Below are 18,031 nucleotides of genomic sequence, written 5' to 3'. Positions count from 1 at the left end.
ATGCGAGCGTCTCCATTCTGTAATCTACTAATAGACAGAAATGGATTCAATAAAAGCATTTGTATTTGGGGTGACCTTGGCTGTAGCCGTTGGTCCCATCGCTATTTTAATTATAAATCGAGGTTTGGTTTATGGCTTCAGGAGCGGTATGCTGAGTGGGGTGGGCGCAGCCTTGGCAGACTTAACCTATGCACTGGTGGCTTTTACGGTAGGCTCCATCATCGTGAGTTACCTTAACATGAATCAGGTATATTTTTCTTGGGTAGCTTCCGGTGTCCTGATCATATTCGGTTTGTGGATGTTGATCGGTAGTCTTAAAATTAACGCCACTGCAAATGAAAACAACAGTTCCGCCATTCAAAGAGGGGATTTTGGCTACCTGACTTCCACTTATTTGCTCACGGTAGTCAATCCACTCACCATTATTGCTTTTGTAGGCTTCTCAGGCCAACTGGTAAAACCAAACTTTGGGGTTTGGCAGGTTCTAAGTATGTCTATTGCCATATTTTTAGGTAGCGTCATCATTCAGACGATATTGGCGACTTTTGGAGCATCACTGGGTAGGTATATACAAAACCCTAAGATGATCCAAGTGCTCAATATCATCAGTAGCCTCTGTATTATTGGATTCGGGCTAATGGGTATGCTGAAGGTATAGCTTATTCGGTAGCTTTAAGTACCGAGGCCAGCGGGTTCACGCCGTTCCACAATCCATGACTTTCCACAGGTATAAACCGGGCAAAGAGCTCTTCGCTATACCACTTCTCAGACCTGGTGCGCTTGATAACTTCTTTGTGTAGATCCCCTTTGTAGGCATAGGTCTTCATGGCGTCCATTGATTCCCACACGCTAAAGGTTGCCTGTCGAATAAGTGGCAGCTCGCCAAGCCCGATAGAACAGATCAGCCCTTTCGCATCTTCGAGTGCCTTACTCACTTTGGGGGTAAAACGCCAGAACTGCGGCAAAGCCCGCCAATTAATGGATGCCCGTGTAAGCACTGCCACAGGTCCATCGTGTTGCTTTTCGGACAGTTGTGGCGTAAAGGGTTGCACGCCATCCCACAGGCCATGCGCCTGTGTGGGCAGAAGTTTAACCGTCCAGATCTCAGATGCATGCAGGCGGTACTCCAGCATCAACTCAGAGCGCTCCAGAAACTCGTCAGCAGCTTCTTCACTCTCCCATGTGCACATCAAACCATACCTTCTGAAATTGGGTTTGATGCTGAAGCCTTTTCCATGGCCGCTGCCCAGCAATTTATGAAACAATAAGCCGGGTATTTGATTAAGTTCAGCGCCTTTGGTGCCCATTTGAGCCAAACCCCAACGGATATGGCCTTTCCGAAAACCAAAAAGCGTCAGGGTGGTAAGTCGATCGGACTGTGGGATAATTTGTCGCACGGGATTCGGGTATTTAAAAGGAGGACTAGTATAAGAGCTTGTTTAAACTCTAAATGCAATTTACAAAACGAATAAACCAAAAACACCTGCCGAACGGAAATGTTTGGCAGGTGTCTCAGGAAATTTTTTGAGCTATACCTACAGGTTCATTTTGTCATGGTCGCCCGTCTTGTAACGCTCTCCGGTAATAGCTGCTTTCGCCATACCAATCAGGTGCACCACAGCACTGTTTGGTGAATCCCAGTACTCCGCTTTGTCAATGGTTACTTTGATCAGGCCAATATTCGGGTCGTCTTTACCCTCCGGGAACCAAGCTTTCATGGCTGGGGTCCAAAGCTCGTCGATCTTTGACTTGTCTTTGGTGAGTGTAGCTTTGCCTGAAACCGATACATACAGATTATCCGATGGCTTGGCATAGCTCAGGTTAACATGTGAGTCATTCTTGATCTCGTGTGACTTGCCGGACTCGTAGCCAGTGAAGAACCAGATGGCCCCATCGTCCTTGATTTGCTGGTTACGCATCGGACGACTACGGATGCTGCCGTCCTCGTCCATAGTCGACATCATGGCAGTGTCTACGTCCTTTATTTTATCTATCAGTGTTTGCAGTTTTTCTGTTCTGTCGTTGTTCATAGTTTTTAGGTTGTATGTGTTTAAGTGGTACGGGCTAATGCGCTAAAGTGTTTATGCCCGTTTTGGCTATACCTTTACAACCGAAGCAAGTATAAGATGTTTATATTGCAACCGAACAAAACCACGAACCCTTGAACTACCTTGCCCATATTTTCCTCTCAGGCGACGACGAAGAGCTTTTGCTGGGCAATTTTATTGCCGATGCTGTGAAGGGAAAACAACTAGAGCTATACCCATCCGGCATAGCCCGCGGCATCAGATTACACCGCCTGATCGATACCTATACCGATACTCACCCGATTGTTAGCGAGACCAAAGCCCGTCTGCGGCCACATTTTCGCAAGTATGCCCCAGTGGTGGCAGACCTGTACTTCGACCATTTTTTGGCCAGTCGTTTTGATGAATTCTCTAATGAATCTTTGAAGCCGTATACTGCCCGCATCTATGCCCTGATCAACCAGCACCTGCCTAATTTGCCGGAGCGGGTCCAGTATTTTTTCCCTTACATGATGCGGCAGAACTGGCTCCTGTCTTACGCTGAGGTGTCAGGTATAGCGCAGGCTTTGGGTGGTCTGAGCCGCCGCACTTCTTTTGAGTCAGGTATGGAGCGGGCAGGAGAGGAGTTACTGGAGAACTATACCCTGTACGGTGAAGATTTCTCGCTATTCTTCCCGGAGCTGATTGCTTATGTAGAGGAGGTGCTGCCGAAATGAAATAAGGTATAGCCCGAAGAATAGGCACAAAAAAAGGAGCCGCTATACCTGCGACTCCTTTTCTTTATCATGTTCGTGAATCCTAGTGGTGATGCACACCACCTTCGCCGTGCACGTGGCCGTGGTCCAATTCTTCGGATGTTGCCTCACGCACTTTTTCTACTTTGCCTTTAAAGAATAGCTCCTTGCCAGCAAGTGGGTGATTGAAGTCCATTACCACTACATTCTCCTTCAGCTCAGCCACACGGCCCTGCAGTTGGTTGCCTTCGCTGTCAGCCATCGGAATGAAGTTGCCTACTTCTAACATGTTCTCAGGTATACCACCTTCCACTTCAAACACGCTCATCGGTAATTCTACTACCGCATTCTGATCAAACTCACCGTAACCGGCATTTGAGTCCAGTTTAAAGTCAAAGTCGTCACCAGCGCTCTTGCCGTCAAGGTTCTCTTCGAACTGGTCTGGCAGGCCGCTCATGCCGTATATGAACACCATTGGATTTTCTGTATTGGCAGTTTCAACGAGGGTTTGCTCACCGTTTTCGTTCTGAATACGGAGCTCGTAAGAGAGCGTCACCACTCTGTTTTTCTCAATTTTCATAATTGTGTGTTTTGGTTTGGTATCAGAAAGGTAGAAAGATTAACCGGAGAAGCATAGCCGACCCGGTATTATTTGAACTACTCTCTGATGGTGAATAATTAAAATGTAAACTTATACCTACGCTAAGGCAGGCTCTCAGTTAGCTCCCAAGCACTCTTATAGGCCCCGATGCTCTCCACATAAGCGATCAATTCCGCAAAGAACGGGTTGATTGAAAGCGTGGCGCTGTCACCTACAATGATCAGCTTGCGACGGGCACGGGTCATGGCCACGTTCATGCGTCTTTCGTCCGCTAAGAAGCCGATCTCGCCGCGTTCGTTGCTGCGCACTAGGCTCATGCAAATGATGTCGCGCTCCTGCCCCTGAAAACTGTCCACGGTGCCGATGCTCAACTGTCGCTTCTGATGCAGTTCGTGCAGACGTGGCGTATGTTCCACTTTGTCCTGTAGGTAATTAATCTGGGCACGGTAAGGTGCTATTACCCCGATCTTCAGCGGCGCCACCTCATCTTCCTCGTCGTAGTCTTTCAGAAGGTTGGAAAGGTGGTTGATCAAAAGATCACCCTCTTCCGGGTTGGCAGAGCTTTGTGTCTCGGGCATTTCTGCCTCGTTATACCCACAGCCGGCCGTATCGATAAACTCAACCGGCATATCGGGCGCGAAGATCGTGTTATACCCATGCAGCTCGGCGCTGTGCACGCTTTCGTGCGCTATCAGTTCACCGCCATAGAATTGCTGGTTCGAGAACTGCATGATGTGGTGGTGCATGCGGTACTGCGTTTTCAGCATCACCGAAACTTCAGGCTGCCGATTGATGCACTTCTCAAACAAGGTCACGCTTAGTCCGCCTTTGTCTGCCTGAATAGACTTGATAGTAGGAGGCAACTGGCAGTGGTCACCGGCCAGCACCACACGGTTCGTGCGGCTGATCGGAATCCAGCAAGCCGGCTCCAGCGCCTGCGCCGCTTCGTCGATGAACACCGTGTCGTAAGTCAGGTGGCGGATGGCTTTATTGGCCGCGCCCACCAAGGTACAAGTGATCACCTGCACGTTGTCGAGCAAGTCATCGGTGATGTAGTGCTCCACATTGTCAGCCTCGTCAAGCAAACGGTGGCTCTCTGATTTATAAAGCTGGCGCTGTGCCCGCTCTTGGTGCCCGAACTTGCGCTTGAACTGATAGGCCATGCGCTTATACTCCTCAGCCGTCTTACGCAGATTTTTGAGGTCCTTGTAAGCCCGGTGTGCCATTACCTGTGCATCCAAGGTATGCTCCAAGAGCACATCCGATACCCGGGACGGATTGCCGATGCGAATCACATTTACACCTTCATTAGCCAGTTTTTCGGTTAAAAGGTCGACCGCCGTGTTAGAAGGAGCCGTTACCAGCAAGCGCTTCTGCGATTTCAAGGTATGGAGAATTGCCTGCACCAGCGTGGTGGTTTTGCCCGTACCCGGAGGTCCGTGAATGATGGCTACATCCTTGGCCTGCGAGATTTTCTGCACGGCTTCGTTTTGCGACTCGTTCAACGACTGAATCTCCTCTAGCTTCTCGTCTGAGAAAGTGGCGGGTTTTATACCTAGCATAATGTCACGTAGCTCGGCCAGACGCGTGCCTTTGGCTTCCTGCACCTTTTTGAGGGCGATCTCCATCTCGCGGTAGCTGATCTCGTCGAAGGTCAGCTCGACGCCCATACGCCCGGTTCCTACCCAGTCAGGCAGGTCCTCCTTGTTGGTCGCTAGGATCACCTTGTTGCGCTTGACGCCCAGTACCACACCGCTCAAACTGGATTTATCGCCGTTGTTGATGAAAAGGGAGGCTGTCTTGCCGGGTTGGAAAAGGTGCAGTTGGTCCCGGTCGGAGGTACGCTCCAGCTCGATCACCACCTTGTTGCCAAACCCGATTTCTTCTTTTGAAATGACGACTGGATACCAGCAAAGACCCATTTCCTTGCGCTCCGTAATCGTGCTCTTCAGTGCCTTCAGCTTGTATTGCTGCCGGTCTTCTTCCTGTTCAATTTTCAGCAAGTCCTGTACCTGCCGTAGTTCTTCAAAAATATCGATCATTCTTATTTAAAAAAGAAAGGCTGGGTACGAAGCGCCAGCCTTTTCCGTAGCTTTTGTCTTATTAGTGTATACCTGTGAGGGCATCAGTTTATAACAAAAAGCGAGTGCTAAATAATTCCGCTGCAACAGGCTGTTTCTTATACCTGTTAAGAGCTTTTCTACTATCTTATATGTCATCCTATAAGGATCTTGGCAGCTGTTAGCTTAGGCTTGACCTCCCTTCAAACAAGTTTCATAACAGAATGACAGAAAGGTTCTGTTTTTCTCCTAATATGAATCAGCCCTTATACCTGTGGCAACTATACGGCCTTAGGCCTTCTTGCGTTTTTTCGGCGTCTTCTTGGTACTCAGTCTAATCTGCAGGAACACCGCGTAGAGGAACATAATGAACGCGGCACCACCCAGTATAGCGATCACACGGTCTTTGCCGTAACGCACCTCGTCAGTGGCTTTCAGTTGCTCTTTCAGGTCCAGAATGGCACGCTCACGCTTTTTGGCCTGACTCTCCAGCGTACTGATCTGTCCTTTGAGGTCGGTGATCTGGTTGTTGATCAGGCGCTCGTCCTGTTGGATCATTTTACCGGCCCGCTGATTCTCCACGGTGCTCTCGGCGATCTTGCGTACACTGGCTTCCTTCACGGCTGCGATCAGTTCAGAGTCTTTGCGGATGATCTCTTTGAGCGTATCAATGATGTTGAGAAGGTCTTTCTTGGATTGCTTGCCCCAGAAGTTGCTATTCTGTTGGCTGTAGTACTGGTATTCCAGAATCAGCTGTTCACGCTCGCCCATCAGTCGGCTGAGCTTGTCTTCTTGCGGTGGTGCTTGTTCCTGTGCCTGCGCGCCCACAAACCAAAGGCAGTAAATGCAAATAGCCAGTAGTTTCTTCATCATCATAAAAAGGAATGCTTTACTCTATCACGCAAATATGGCCATCCTTATTGGATTAGGCACAAATTATTTTTGATTTGGCCTGTAAAAATAGAGGATCAGCACGGGCAAAAGCAAGAGGTCGGCCACCACGGCGAACACCAGCGTGAGACTCACAAACACCCCCACATAAAAGGTGGCATCGAAGGAAGACAGCACCAGCGTCAGAAAGCCGGCTACCAAGATGCAGGAAGTGATGATAATGGCCTTGCCCGCTGAGATAATGGTTGTTTTAATGGCATAGGGCAGTGACTTGCCTTTGCGCAACTCGACTTTGAGTTTGCCAAGGAAGTGAATCGTGTCGTCCACGGCAATGCCAAAGGCAATGGTGAAGATGATCGAAACCGACACGGTCATGTTGATGCCCAGAAATCCCATAATACCTCCGATCATTAGCAAAGGGATGATATTGGGCACAAGCGAGATCAGGATCATCCGCAGCGACCTGAAAATCAGGCCTACCAATATCGCCACGACCAGAAAGGCGATCAGCAAACCCTGCAGCATGTTGCTCACCACATAGTCATTGTTTTTGTCGAGCATGACGGCGCTGCCCGTAATGCGGGTCTGTAATAGCTCAGGATTGATGTGCTGGTCAATAAAAGCCTCTAGCGAGTCGTTGAGCTCGGCGGCCCGCACACTGCCCATATCCGTCATTTTGCCAGCCAGTCTGCCTTCCTGTTGGTCTGCCGTCACGACAGCCCTTAATTCACTTCGTTTGATAAAAGCCGCCAGTCGCCGTTGTACCTGTTGCATTTCGCGCTCGTTGGCTGGTAAGGTATAGTAGTCCGGCAGACCACCGTTCTGTGCGCGATGGATGGTCCGAACTACCGTGGCAGGCGAGGTGATGAAGTTGAGTCCGTAGGTCTGGTAAAGGTAAGTTTCCAACTGATCGATCTCCTGCAGCACCTCCAGATCATACATGCTTTTGTAAGGACCAGCGATCAGGTGCAACTCAAAGGGGCGAACTCCTGAGAACTTTTCTTCAAAGTACTGGAAGTCCTTGATTATCGGGTCGTCATCGCCAAGGTCTTCGAGCAAAGTCGTATCTACTTTGATCATGCTAATGCCGATCAGGGAAACCAGCACCACACCCATACTGGTATAGAGAATAGGGTAGGGCCTGCGCAGCACAAAGGTATAGACACGGCGCAATAGCATCGGCCATGAAAAGTCCGTTCGCCGGGCACGCCGCGGGTTAGGCTTTCTATTCAATAGCAGAATAGCTGGGAGCATGGTGAAAGCCAATACAAAAGCTAGCGCAATGCCTATAGCCGTATATAGTCCAAACTCCCGTATTGGCACGATCGAGGTAGTGAGAAGTGTCAGGAAACCGACAGAGGTGGTGAGTGACGTGAGTAAGGTGGCCATACCCACTTCCCGAATCGTAACCCGCAGCGCCTGAAGTTTAGAAGCACCCTGCCCGATCTCGGTGATGTAGCGCGACATGATATGTATGACATCGGACATACCAACCACAAACATGATGGTCGGTAACAGCACTGTCATCACATCGATGGGTTTGTTGAACAGTCCCATCACCCCGAGGCTCCAGAGTACAGAAAGAAGTACCACAACCAGTGGCACCAGCACACCCCAAACCGATCGGAATGCGATCCAGAGAAACAGGATGACCAAGAGGATAGAAGCTGACATGAAAATGGCCAACTCGATTTTCATTTTCTCAATGAAGACCGACTGCGCCAGTACCTTTCCGGCCACATGATGCTCCTGCAAACCCAGTCGCTCGATCTCACCATACATGGCAGCTATCAGCGTGTCGCCGGGTTCCTTTGCCAGATTGTCACTGGTCTGGATGAAAAGGGAAACGGCCGTGGCGTCCTCTGAAAACAGCGTGCCCACCAGTTCCCTGCTCTGGTAGATCAGTAAAGAGTCTTGGGTGTAGCGCTCAGGTTCGTCGGGGTGCAGGTAGGGAATCTCAAAATAGCCGAACTGCTCGATGATCGGACTTTTGACGGTAGTAGGAGAAAGCACCGATTCCACATGCGGCTGTCGCTGCATAAAGCGTGTCAGTGTATCGACTTTTTGTAGGAATTGCTGATCGAACAAGCTGCCGCCGTTGTCGAGGCCAATCAGCAAATAATCGTTGTCGTTGCCAAATTTATCGCGGTAGCTGAAATAGTAGGCCAGATCCGGATCGCCCTTCGGGAAGAAGTTGTCGAAGTTGTAATCGAAACGCAAGCGGGAGGCGTAGAAGACGCTGAGTGCCGTCAGGATCGCGATGACGGAAAGTATAAGTAAACTGCTGGTTTTGTGGCTCAAGGGACTAAAAAATGATGATGATCATTTTGGTGATTAGGTAGAACGTGTATATTTACTCACTCAACAATAAAGGGTTGATTTCTGTTTAAATAATCGATAAACCAACGGATATGAAAAGATTAGTTCTAGCGCTCGCACTCGCAGGTTTTGTAGGTGTCGGCGTAGCCACCCCAGCCCTCGCCTGCGAAGGCGGTAAGTGTAAGATGGAGCACACCGACAAAGATGGCAAAACTAAAAAAGGAAAGAAAGGCGAAAAAGCTGAGTCCTGCCATATGACAGCTACCGCCACTTCAGATAAAGACGGTAAAGCTACAGCTACTGCACCTAAATCCTGCTGCGCGAAAAAAGACGCTCCGAAGGCTGAAGCAGCAAAGGAAACAAAGGAACAGCGCTAAGCTCGTAGGATATTTAGAAAAAGGGACTTGCTGATGATTCAGTGGGTTCCTTTTTCTGTTTAGGTATATCACAGTTTTCGAGTGGAATAGTTTCCTACAGTATTGTGTCTTTTCGACCATCGGGAGAAATCTGAATTTTGGTTAAAACCAGATTATCCTTCCCCTCGCTCGCGTCCCGAGAGTGTGAGTTATCCAGTGGCGTCTCGCACTTGTGCAGAGACACAAATAAAAACGGCCAGAGTCCGCATGATAGATCACACTCGCGAGACGCGAGCGAGGGTGTCAGTGTTTTTTCTATAATTATCCAGATCTCTCAGAGCTACGCTCGCCCCCTTCGACTCACGTCTCGGGCATGTTCGAGATGATATGAATTTACTTTACCAACCCAACTCTAAACTTCCTACCCTTAATTTTACCAGTCGATAGCGCCTCCACAATCTCCTGTGCCCGATCGGCAGGTATAGCCACATAGCTGGCTCTGTCCTGCACCTCAATACGTCCGATCTGGTCGGCCTTTAGACCGGCAGCGGCAATCAGGGCGCCTACAATGTCGCGCGGACTTAGTTTGTCTTTGCGGCCGGCGTTGATGTGAAGCGTTGCAAAAGCTTCAGTAGATTCCGGTTCAGCTTTCTCAACTCGCGCTGCTAGCTCATTCGTATTCAGCCATTCGTCCATGCGCACCAAGCCCCAGTCGCGCAGTTTTTGCTCGTCTCGGGTGGTCGCGAAGGTATAGACCTCGCCGCCTCGACCGGCACGGCCAGTGCGTCCGCTACGGTGTAGGTAGGCGGCTTCGTCGTCGGGCAGTTCGTAGTGGATGATGTTCTTGAGTGCGGCAATATCGAGTCCACGGGCGGCGAGGTCGGTAGCAACCAGTACTTGCGTGGTCCCATTGCGGAAAAGCGTCATGGCCTTGTCGCGGTCCTGCTGCTCCATACCGCCATGCAGGGAACGGGCTCCGAAGCCGTGCTTGGCCAGCATAGCCGCCACATCATCGGAGGCGCCACGGGTATTGCAAAACACGACCGTACCTGCCGGGTTGATACTTTGCAAAAGGTGCAGTAAGGCCTGCTGCTTATCCGGCTGCGTTACTTTTATACCTGTGAGGCGCACCTGATCAGGTATAGCGTTGGGCGACACCTGCACAAACTGCGGGTTTTTAAGCGAATCCGATATGAGCTGCTTTACCTCGTCGGGCATGGTGGCCGAGAAAAGGACTGCCTGTCGTTTCTTAGGTATAACCTCGAGTATCTGATCAATTTCATCAGCAAAACCCATTTCCAGGAGTTTATCGGCTTCGTCGAGCACCAGCATGCGTACCTGACCAAAATCAACGGTTTGGCGGTAGAGATGATCAGTTAAACGGCCGGGCGTGCCCACGAGTACCTGCGGTGGAAAAGCCAGTGAGGCCCGCTCCTGAGAGAAAGAGTGTCCGCCGTAAAAAGCGCTGATCTTAAGGTTCTCGATCTTTTGGGCGAGTTGCTTTAGTTCATGACGTACCTGCACGGCCAGCTCGCGGGTGGGCACCAGTACCAGCGCTTGTATAACCTGCTTGTTCGTATCGATCTGCTGCAAAAGCGGCAAACCGAAAGCTGCTGTTTTTCCGCTGCCCGTCTCGGCCTGTCCCGCTACGTCCTGCCCTTTGAGAAGCGGAGGTATAGCGGCAAGTTGTATAGGAGTAGGAGTGTGAAATTCTAACTCAGCAAGGCGCTCTAACAGCGCAGGGGAGAGTCCCAGTTGATCAAAAGAAGCCATAGGCATGCGTACGTGAAGCGCAAAGGTACGGATTCCAATATATCCCATCTCCTATTTTTTCAGTAAGAAGAGTATGGCAAACGATTACAAGAGGATAAAGAAGCTGACGTATTGGTTACTATTTCTAGTGCTACTGGTCTATGTACTGGTGGAGGCACGGGAGTTTCTATACCCTTTGGTAATGGCCTTGCTGTTTGCCTACTTGCTATACCCAGTAGTGAAGCAACTGGAAAAATGGGGCATCCCCCGACTATTGGCCAACTTTGCGACTATTATTACTGCCATGGCCCTCTTTGCCGGGCTGATGGTGCTACTCTACAAGCAGCTCTCGGTATTCCTGACAGATTTTCCTGAGTTGAAAGAAAAGGCCCTGCTCAACATCGATCAGTTGCAAGCGCATATTGACCGAAAGTTTGGCGATGACAGCCAATCGAACGAGCGTTGGCTTCGGCTGCAGGTGAACAATGCGCTTGACCTGAGCGGTTCAGCCATCGCTGAGATATTGCTGGCTACTACTAGTACCATTACCAAATTTGCCCTGATGCCGGTGTATATTTTCCTGATGCTCTACTACCGAAATAAATTCGAGAACTTTTTGTTGAAAGCGTTGCCTTCGGATCGGCACGGAAAGGTCAAGGTGATGATCGATGAGATATCAGATGTAACGAAGCACTATATGGGAGGAGTCGTGATCGTTATCCTGATCCTTTGTGTTATCAATTCGACTGGTCTGCTCATTATCGGTGTAGAGTATGCCATTCTGTTGGGGATAGTGTCTGCCTTCATCAACTTCATCCCTTATTTTGGCACGCTGATCGGTGGCGCCATTCCGCTGCTCTATACCTTGGTGGTACAGGGGGATCCGCATAAAACCCTTGCCGTACTTCTCTTCTTTCTGGCTGTGCAGTTCACAGAAAACAATATCCTCACACCCAACATCACGGGTAGCCGGGTAAACATCAATCCACTCTTTACGATCCTGAGTATTATTATAGGAGGAATGCTATGGGGATTACCGGGTATGTTTGTGGCGGTGCCAATTGTAGGTATGTTCAAAATATACTTTGATCACACCCCCGAGCTGCAAGCCTTTTCCTTTTTGCTGGGAACAGATGGCACAGAAGAACATTCACTCACAATCGACAAAATTCTTCGTTTCCTGCACATACGGAAGTAAATAGTGAGAGCTTTAACATTCTGCTCTGCTTTTTAAAATAAGCAAAACAAAGCAGACTTTAGGAGGTTACTTTTACCAGAGCTCCCGTATTAATGTTTGAAGAGAATCAGGCATAATTTATGCTGCAGCACATGCAACTCTTTACAGGTTTAGGGCGTCTTCTTTGTAGTCCCGTTATCCAACATCTTTTTAATTTAGCCAAGGTTTGTCTACCTCTATCATCACCGCATTTTTCAAGCGCCGCATTGCACAGCCTGTGCTCAACCTGCTCCGTCAGGGTATGACCCCTCATAAGCTGGCTGTTACGGTTGCGCTTGGTTCTGTGGTAGGTATACTGCCAGCCCTGGGCGTAACAACGGTGATGGGAACTGCCCTTGCGGCCCGATTCAGGTTAAACATCGCTGCCACGGTACTTGTAAGTTACCTTGTACACCCGCTGCAGCTCTTACTGATCATCCCTTTTATCAAGATGGGCATTTTCATGTTTGGGCTGGATGACCTTAAACTGACGCTTGATGAGATGATAGCGATGTTCAAAATGGACTGGCTCGCTGCGCTGAATAAACTTTGGATAGCCAACTTAGCAGCTGTTTCGGCCTGGGCTATACTGGCTGTACCTGTGGGAGGGATGCTCTACATGATGTTACTTCCCTTGCTTAAGCGGGTTATGCCCACACCAGCTGCCACAGTCTTTGAGGTTCCTGAAGTTGTGGAAGTCGTAGAAGCTGTACCAGAGCATCAGGTCTAGCTATTTGCGAACAAGCGACGGCGGATAGCCAAAGTGCTTTCGGAATGCAGTCGTGAAATGGTTTGCATGACTGTATCCGAGTAACTCGGCCACTTGTGCCACATTTTTCTCACCTGAAGCCAGTAAATCCAGCCCATGCACTAGCCTGAGCTCTTGCGCATAAGTAAATACTCCTTTCCCAAACCGCTCCCGAAACACCTTCTTCAGCTTGTATTCATTTGTTCCGAACATTTTAGCAAGCTGCTGCAAGCTGGCTAACTCCAGGTAGTGCTGCTCCAGGTATAGGCGAATCTCTTCTGCCAGGGCTGTTTCCTTTGATAATAGCCTGGCTTCTTTCTCTTTAGTACACTGCAAGTTCTCGAACTGCAAGGCCAATAGCTCCAGCACCTTTCCTTCCAAATAGAGTTTTTGCACTGCACCCTCAAAAGGGCATTCCAAAATGCCTTTGATCGTCTGCAACATGTGGCTCGTAATATTGCCATTATGTGCAGATGCCAGAATAGAAGATTGCCGCTCAATGCTGTTAAGCAACAGATCAGAAAGCCGGAACTCTTCTGTGCAGATGCTTTGAAAATATTCAGTTGAGAGGCTTACATGTAGATTATGCAGTAAGGTGCCTGCTGGGAAAAGATGCGTGCCGCTTGAGTCGCAGGTAAAAAGTAAATTATGTTCCATCGGGTTCAGGCGGATAGGCTGTGGCAAGGCCTCAAACTCTGAGTAGATGCCGCCACTCAGCATGAAATTCATATTTATACCTGCTTCCAGTTGATCTGTCTGCAGTTCTAGTTCCTGGTCCAGTTGCCAGCAAAGCTGTGCTATATTGAAATGTTCAAAGTGAAGATACCGTTGCAGAAACTTGCCTAACTGCGGATCCTGGGCATGTTGAGGTGCAGCAACTTGAGACGTATGCTGGCTGTTTGCAAGCTGGTTTTGATACAGCAGCAGATTATTCAAATTGCTGTCAGTAATCTTTATCCGCATAGTCCGGAAAACTCTAACGACCCTTCAATCATAGCATAATAATCCTTTTCTCGTAGATGCCGCTCCCAATTGCGTAGCTGGCTTTTTGCGCGAGCACCATACTTTTGTAATACGAATATACTTATAAAATTTATTGCGTTACTATGAAAGAATTATCCAGAGAATTAAAAAGTACATTGGGAGGCTATGATGTAACCATTGTAAAGAGTGCCACCGATACGAATGGGGATTATTTAATAGTGCAAGTGGAGATGGAGCCCAAGGGGGGAAATGGGTTGCATTACCATACCACATTTGAGGAGGAGTTTGAAGTACTGGAGGGAACCCTAAGTATTCAGTTAGGAAAGCAGCGGATCCAACTTCAACCAGGTGATAAAGCCGTGGCACCAAAGCTTGTCCTGCATCGCTTCTATAATGAAGATGCCTGCCGGAAATGTGTGTTCCTTGTCACAGTGAAGCCTGCCCGCCAGTTTGAAGCGACCTTACGCATAGCCTATGGCTTGGCGCATGATGGACTTACAAAGGCAAATGGCATTCCGAAAAGTTTCTGGCATACAGCACTTTTATTTCACATGGGTGAATCCTATACAGCTGGTCTGCCACACCGTTTCCAAATATGGTTAGCGGGTTTGCTCGCCAAAGAAGCCCGGCGACGTGGGAAACACAAAGACTTTGAAAAGTATTATCTGCCACAAGTCACAGAGCAGCTAGCATAGCAGGAAAGCTGCTTGTTGTACGTTTATGAAACGCCTATAAGCACAAGAGCCAGTTCCGTAGCGGAACTGGCTCTTGTGTATAAGGTATAGCGATTGTTTAAGCCGACTCCAGGATCTGGAACAGTTCGTCCAGTTTAGGAGTGAGGATGATCTCGGTACGACGGTTTTTCTGACGAGCCTCTTTTGTTTTAGCATTGTCGAGTGGTACGTACAGACTTCGGCCAGATGGCGTCACACGATCAGACTGTACACCGGCCTGGGTCAGGATACGGGTGATCTCAGTGGCACGAAGTACACTCAGGTCCCAGTTGTCCTGCATACCTACGGTACCGCGAGCGATCGGCACATCATCCGTGTGTCCTTCTACGACTACGTTCACATCCTGCTGTTCTTTCAATACAGTAGCCAGTTTTTTGAGTGCCTCAACACCTTTTGGGTCCACTTTGGTAGAGCCGGAGTTGAAGAGCAATTGCTCTGCCAGCGACACGTATACCTTGCCATTGCGGATGTTAACAGTCAGGTCTTTGTCATTAAAGCCGAGCAGGGCGTTGCTCACTTTAGAACGAAGGGCATTCACCGCTTTGTCTTTCTCGTCCAAGATGCGCTGCAGTTCGGCAAGACGCTGCTCACGGGCTTTCAGGTCGGCGTTCAGCTTGTCAATTTGTGACTTGTTCATGTTCAGGGTTTCACCCAGCGCCTTACCCTCTTTCAGGGCTTGCTGCAGGCTCTGCTGATACTCTGCTTTCTGGCGCTCCAGTTCGGCACGCTCCTGCTCCAGTTGGGCTTTCTCGGTTTCTAGAGCAGACTTCTGTTGCTCCAGGGTGCTTTTCTGCTGCTCCAAATCTGATTTATCCAGCTCCAGGGCATTTTTGCGGGCCATCAGGTCCTCGTATTTCTTTTTAGAAACAACGCAGGATGAAAGCGAAAGACTCCCGACCAAAAGGAAGAGGGAAGCTCTGTAGAAATTCTTTTTCATGTCAATCTTTAAGGTTGGATGGTGCTTACGTGTTGTGTTTATTTAGCGGCTTCAGCTTCTGTTTCAATACGGAACATGCCTTTCGGGTCCGGCATTTTAGCCATCAGCTCTGAAAGGAAGTTGTAGTCAAGCGACATCATGTTCAGGTCACGGCCGCGGTGCAGGTAATCCCAGGCTTCGGCGTATTTTTTGTTATGGAAATATACCTGCGAAAGGTTTGCCAGGGCAAAGGCGTTATTCTGGTCAGCCTTTAAGGAACGGTCAAGAAAGGCCGCTGCCTGCTTTAGGTTTTTCTTCTTTTTGTCAGAAATAAATTGCTGCAGGTAGGCTGCTCCCACATCAGACAGCAACAGCGAATTGTTTGGCTGGTACTTCAGCGCACGGTCAAACATTCCAATCGCATCGCGTGTATTTCCCCGGCTGTTTTCTACCAGACCGAAGGCCCAGTAAGTATTATAATTATCTGGGTTCAGGAGCCAGGCGAGGTTAAAGCGATAAACGGCTGTATCTACCTGCCCTTCGTTCAGGAATTCCCAGCCACGGTCCATGAAAAAGTTACTGGCCTCCTTGCGGCTCTCGAAGTTCTTATCGCAACTGGTGAGGAATTTTTCATCGGCCTTCTGCTGGGCATCCGTCTTGGCAACCTGCCCAAACATAGGGAGCACTTTTGGGTGCAAAGCAGGTTGTTGCTCCTGCGCAAAGGCCATGGAGGCGCTTAGTAAAATAGTGGCCGCAGCCAGGAAAATTCTTTTCATGTGATGGTATCAACTAGGTGAGGTAAATTCTTCTTGGTTTAAAAATACGCCACCTGTCTTGAAATAACAAATGCTGTCCTTTCATTTACTCGTATTTGCCTGCAGGATCCTGTTGCTTTTCCAGCAGGGCCGCAATGAAGGTAGCATCCGCCATGGCTTTGTCTTTGCTGATACTCTTGTGCAGATAATCCCACGCCTTGCCATACTCCTGCAGGTAGTAATGGCTGATAGCGAGTTTGTAATAGGCGTCCGCTGCGTTAGGGGAGTAGCGCACGGCACTTTCCAGCAGCTTCTTGCTTTGCATCAGGTCCTGTGGATTACTTTCTGCATAAAAACGCCCCAGGTGGCTGGTAGCCAGGTCGGTCAGCAAGCGTGGATTATGCTGGTCTTTCTCCAGTGCGTGGTAGAGCACAAAGAGCGCCTTGTCATACACTTTCTGCTGGCCGTACACGAGCCCATAAGCCCAATACACCTCATTGTTGGTGCTATCCATTAGCCAGGCTTTGTTCAGCAGCAGACTTGCTGAATCTATTTTTTCTTCGTTGAAATTGCGCTTTGCCTGAAACACATAGTAAGCCGATGCTGCCTTGCGGTTCTTGAAGCGCTTTGCATCTGTATCAAGAGTTTTCTTCTGCTTTTGCTTTTCTTCAGGTGTCAGGGTTCTTTTTGCTGGAATGACGTCGTTGAGGGTCAGTTCAGGCTTGGGAGACTGCCTGTTTTCTGTAATGGCATTTTGGGAAGTGCAGGCGGCCATGGTGCCTGTTATAAATAGTCCGAAAGCGATCAGGTGGCTTCGCATGGGTAATAAAGCTTGGTTCTGGCTTCAAACGATGCGAATCCCGGATTAGTGCCTCTCTTTCCGCTCCCAAACTAACATTGGTACTATTGTCCATTTAGACAAAGGTATAGCCCTATTCTGTGACTGCACATAGCATGTTCATGTGATTGATCAGGAACGCCTTAAAATATGTTTCGCAACTTGTCGTGTATTTTGCGACAAGTTGCGTATATTTGAGAAAAGGAAATGACAATGGGCAAAGCACTTAAAATAAACAGCGGCATCAACTACAGCCTGATCGATGACCGGGATGTTTTCATGCTGATCACGACCGTGCGTGAAGGTATAAAGTACGCCACTTTCCAGAACATCGCGAACAAAATTCCCTTTAGTATAGGAGAGTGGTCTGAGTTCCTGCACTTGTCAGAGCGTACGTTTCAGCGCTACAAAAAGGAACAGCGCAAGTTCGATCCGCTGCACTCCGAGAAAATCCTGGAGATCACCTTAGTGTATAACAAAGGAATGGAGGTATTCGGGGAGAAAGAAGACTTTGATGCCTGGCTGGAGGCCAAAAATGTAGCCTTGGGAGGTATACGCCCGAAAGAACTGCTTGACAGCACATTTGGCATTGGGCTGCTTCGCGACGAACTGACCCGAATTGAGCATGGCGTGCTGGCATGATCGTATACCGCCTCAGCAGAAAACTGTATTGCAATGACCTGTCTGGCAAAGGTGCTGAACTGGCAGGTGGCCGCTGGAACAGCAAAGGCACAGCTGTGCTTTATACCAGCGAATCCATTGCCTTATGTACGGTAGAGATAGCCGTGCATATGCCATTGGGTATAGTGCCTAAGGACTACCACCTCGTTACAATCGAATTTCCTGAAGATGCTCCTTCAGGGGAAATACACGAAAAAGACCTGGCAGCTTCCTGGAAATCATTCCCGCACAGCAATGCCACCCAGAAGATAGGGGACCGTTACGTATCAGAAGGTACGAATCTTATACTAAAGGTTCCCTCCGCTACCGTGCAGGGTACATTTAATTACCTGGTTAACCCACGCCACCCTGATTTTCATAAAGTACGCATCATCAAAACAGAGCCTTTTGCATTTGACAAGCGCCTATTTATCAAATGA

Annotated in this window: 19 protein-coding genes; 8 read left to right on the top strand and 11 right to left on the bottom strand. The window is 49.0% G+C overall.

Annotated elements, in window-relative coordinates; translation table 11 throughout:
• Nucleotides 1-40 precede the first annotated feature (40 nt).
• Complete coding sequence (locus Q1A54_RS07005) at nt 41-658, top strand: LysE family transporter (protein WP_299986203.1); 618 nt, start codon at nt 41-43, stop codon at nt 656-658.
• Nucleotide 659: 1 nt separating this feature from the next.
• Here the strand turns inward: Q1A54_RS07005 and Q1A54_RS07000 are convergent, their stop codons facing one another.
• The gene (locus Q1A54_RS07000) at nt 660-1,397 is read right to left on the bottom strand and encodes a spheroidene monooxygenase (protein WP_299986201.1); all 738 of its coding nucleotides are present in this window, start codon (nt 1,395-1,397) and stop codon (nt 660-662) included.
• Between the two features lie 138 nt (nt 1,398-1,535).
• A complete protein-coding gene (locus Q1A54_RS06995; RefSeq protein ID WP_299986199.1) occupies nt 1,536-2,030 on the bottom strand; it encodes a pyridoxamine 5'-phosphate oxidase family protein in 495 nt (164 codons plus the stop codon).
• A 131-nt stretch (nt 2,031-2,161) separates the two neighbouring features.
• On the opposite strand from Q1A54_RS06995, the gene Q1A54_RS06990 reads away from it, so the two are divergent.
• The gene (locus tag Q1A54_RS06990) at nt 2,162-2,743 is read left to right on the top strand and encodes an ACP phosphodiesterase (RefSeq protein ID WP_299986197.1); all 582 of its coding nucleotides are present in this window, start codon (nt 2,162-2,164) and stop codon (nt 2,741-2,743) included.
• Between the two features lie 82 nt (nt 2,744-2,825).
• Here the strand turns inward: Q1A54_RS06990 and Q1A54_RS06985 are convergent, their stop codons facing one another.
• The 4 genes from Q1A54_RS06985 to Q1A54_RS06970 form a co-directional block, all read right to left on the bottom strand.
• Complete coding sequence (locus tag Q1A54_RS06985) at nt 2,826-3,341, bottom strand: peptidylprolyl isomerase (protein WP_299986196.1); 516 nt, start codon at nt 3,339-3,341, stop codon at nt 2,826-2,828.
• A 122-nt stretch (nt 3,342-3,463) separates the two neighbouring features.
• Nucleotides 3,464-5,404: an AAA domain-containing protein gene (locus Q1A54_RS06980; RefSeq protein WP_299986194.1), complete on the bottom strand. Its 1,941-nt coding sequence runs from the start codon at nt 5,402-5,404 to the stop codon at nt 3,464-3,466.
• A gap of 309 nt (nt 5,405-5,713) precedes the next feature.
• The gene (locus Q1A54_RS06975; protein ID WP_299986192.1) at nt 5,714-6,298 is read right to left on the bottom strand and encodes a hypothetical protein; all 585 of its coding nucleotides are present in this window, start codon (nt 6,296-6,298) and stop codon (nt 5,714-5,716) included.
• A gap of 60 nt (nt 6,299-6,358) precedes the next feature.
• The gene (locus Q1A54_RS06970; RefSeq protein WP_299986190.1) at nt 6,359-8,614 is read right to left on the bottom strand and encodes an MMPL family transporter; all 2,256 of its coding nucleotides are present in this window, start codon (nt 8,612-8,614) and stop codon (nt 6,359-6,361) included.
• Nucleotides 8,615-8,724: 110 nt separating this feature from the next.
• On the opposite strand from Q1A54_RS06970, the gene Q1A54_RS06965 reads away from it, so the two are divergent.
• Complete coding sequence (locus Q1A54_RS06965; RefSeq protein WP_299986188.1) at nt 8,725-9,009, top strand: hypothetical protein; 285 nt, start codon at nt 8,725-8,727, stop codon at nt 9,007-9,009.
• Between the two features lie 372 nt (nt 9,010-9,381).
• Here Q1A54_RS06965 and Q1A54_RS06960 read toward each other — a convergent pair whose 3' ends face one another.
• Complete coding sequence (locus tag Q1A54_RS06960; protein WP_299986186.1) at nt 9,382-10,809, bottom strand: DEAD/DEAH box helicase; 1,428 nt, start codon at nt 10,807-10,809, stop codon at nt 9,382-9,384.
• Between the two features lie 25 nt (nt 10,810-10,834).
• Here Q1A54_RS06960 and Q1A54_RS06955 point away from each other — a divergent pair, with 25 nt between their 5' ends.
• Both Q1A54_RS06955 and Q1A54_RS06950 read left to right on the top strand, forming a co-directional pair.
• A complete protein-coding gene (locus Q1A54_RS06955) occupies nt 10,835-11,938 on the top strand; it encodes an AI-2E family transporter (RefSeq protein ID WP_299986184.1) in 1,104 nt (367 codons plus the stop codon).
• 205 nt (nt 11,939-12,143) lie between these two features.
• The gene (locus Q1A54_RS06950; protein ID WP_299986182.1) at nt 12,144-12,686 is read left to right on the top strand and encodes a DUF2062 domain-containing protein; all 543 of its coding nucleotides are present in this window, start codon (nt 12,144-12,146) and stop codon (nt 12,684-12,686) included.
• Here the strand turns inward: Q1A54_RS06950 and Q1A54_RS06945 are convergent, their stop codons facing one another.
• Entirely contained in the window at nt 12,687-13,667 is a 981-nt protein-coding gene (locus Q1A54_RS06945) for an AraC family transcriptional regulator (RefSeq protein WP_299986180.1), read from the bottom strand. It lies immediately after the preceding gene.
• 143 nt (nt 13,668-13,810) lie between these two features.
• Between Q1A54_RS06945 and Q1A54_RS06940 the strand changes: the two genes are divergently transcribed.
• Entirely contained in the window at nt 13,811-14,383 is a 573-nt protein-coding gene (locus Q1A54_RS06940) for a cupin domain-containing protein (RefSeq protein WP_299986178.1), read from the top strand.
• 97 nt (nt 14,384-14,480) lie between these two features.
• Here Q1A54_RS06940 and Q1A54_RS06935 read toward each other — a convergent pair whose 3' ends face one another.
• The 3 genes from Q1A54_RS06935 to Q1A54_RS06925 all read right to left on the bottom strand — a co-directional run bounded on the left by Q1A54_RS06935 (nt 14,481) and on the right by Q1A54_RS06925 (nt 16,913).
• A complete protein-coding gene (locus tag Q1A54_RS06935) occupies nt 14,481-15,359 on the bottom strand; it encodes an OmpA family protein (RefSeq protein WP_299986176.1) in 879 nt (292 codons plus the stop codon).
• A 38-nt stretch (nt 15,360-15,397) separates the two neighbouring features.
• Nucleotides 15,398-16,114: a tetratricopeptide repeat protein gene (locus tag Q1A54_RS06930; protein ID WP_196114947.1), complete on the bottom strand. Its 717-nt coding sequence runs from the start codon at nt 16,112-16,114 to the stop codon at nt 15,398-15,400.
• Nucleotides 16,115-16,199: 85 nt separating this feature from the next.
• On the bottom strand, nt 16,200-16,913 hold the full coding sequence (locus Q1A54_RS06925) for a hypothetical protein (protein WP_299986174.1): 714 nt from the start codon (nt 16,911-16,913) through the stop codon (nt 16,200-16,202).
• 231 nt (nt 16,914-17,144) lie between these two features.
• Here Q1A54_RS06925 and Q1A54_RS06920 point away from each other — a divergent pair, with 231 nt between their 5' ends.
• Together Q1A54_RS06920 and Q1A54_RS06915 are read left to right on the top strand one after the other, a co-directional pair.
• Nucleotides 17,145-17,573, top strand: a complete 429-nt coding sequence (locus Q1A54_RS06920; protein ID WP_007659447.1) for an antitoxin Xre-like helix-turn-helix domain-containing protein — start codon at nt 17,145-17,147, stop codon at nt 17,571-17,573.
• Nucleotides 17,570-18,031: an RES family NAD+ phosphorylase gene (locus Q1A54_RS06915; RefSeq protein ID WP_299986172.1), complete on the top strand. Its 462-nt coding sequence runs from the start codon at nt 17,570-17,572 to the stop codon at nt 18,029-18,031. Before Q1A54_RS06920 ends, Q1A54_RS06915 begins: the two co-directional genes overlap by 4 nt.

Source organism: uncultured Pontibacter sp. (assembly GCF_947502515.1).
Lineage (GTDB): Bacteria > Bacteroidota > Bacteroidia > Cytophagales > Hymenobacteraceae > Pontibacter.
Note: the sequence above shows the minus strand (reverse complement) of the source record. Positions and strands in the feature narration are given on the sequence as shown.

Coding starts and splice junctions, on each gene's coding strand:
- Q1A54_RS06915 (WP_299986172.1), top strand. CDS start 17,570: ATGATCGTATACCGCCTCAGCAGAAAACTGTATTGCAATGACCTGTCT.
- Q1A54_RS06925 (WP_299986174.1), bottom strand. CDS start 16,913: ATGCGAAGCCACCTGATCGCTTTCGGACTATTTATAACAGGCACCATG.
- Q1A54_RS06995 (WP_299986199.1), bottom strand. CDS start 2,030: ATGAACAACGACAGAACAGAAAAACTGCAAACACTGATAGATAAAATA.
- Q1A54_RS06960 (WP_299986186.1), bottom strand. CDS start 10,809: ATGGGATATATTGGAATCCGTACCTTTGCGCTTCACGTACGCATGCCT.
- Q1A54_RS06985 (WP_299986196.1), bottom strand. CDS start 3,341: ATGAAAATTGAGAAAAACAGAGTGGTGACGCTCTCTTACGAGCTCCGT.
- Q1A54_RS06930 (WP_196114947.1), bottom strand. CDS start 16,114: ATGAAAAGAATTTTCCTGGCTGCGGCCACTATTTTACTAAGCGCCTCC.
- Q1A54_RS06965 (WP_299986188.1), top strand. CDS start 8,725: ATGAAAAGATTAGTTCTAGCGCTCGCACTCGCAGGTTTTGTAGGTGTC.
- Q1A54_RS06920 (WP_007659447.1), top strand. CDS start 17,145: ATGGGCAAAGCACTTAAAATAAACAGCGGCATCAACTACAGCCTGATC.
- Q1A54_RS06980 (WP_299986194.1), bottom strand. CDS start 5,404: ATGATCGATATTTTTGAAGAACTACGGCAGGTACAGGACTTGCTGAAA.
- Q1A54_RS06935 (WP_299986176.1), bottom strand. CDS start 15,359: ATGAAAAAGAATTTCTACAGAGCTTCCCTCTTCCTTTTGGTCGGGAGT.
- Q1A54_RS07005 (WP_299986203.1), top strand. CDS start 41: ATGGATTCAATAAAAGCATTTGTATTTGGGGTGACCTTGGCTGTAGCC.
- Q1A54_RS06955 (WP_299986184.1), top strand. CDS start 10,835: ATGGCAAACGATTACAAGAGGATAAAGAAGCTGACGTATTGGTTACTA.
- Q1A54_RS06945 (WP_299986180.1), bottom strand. CDS start 13,667: ATGCGGATAAAGATTACTGACAGCAATTTGAATAATCTGCTGCTGTAT.
- Q1A54_RS06975 (WP_299986192.1), bottom strand. CDS start 6,298: ATGATGATGAAGAAACTACTGGCTATTTGCATTTACTGCCTTTGGTTT.
- Q1A54_RS06940 (WP_299986178.1), top strand. CDS start 13,811: ATGAAAGAATTATCCAGAGAATTAAAAAGTACATTGGGAGGCTATGAT.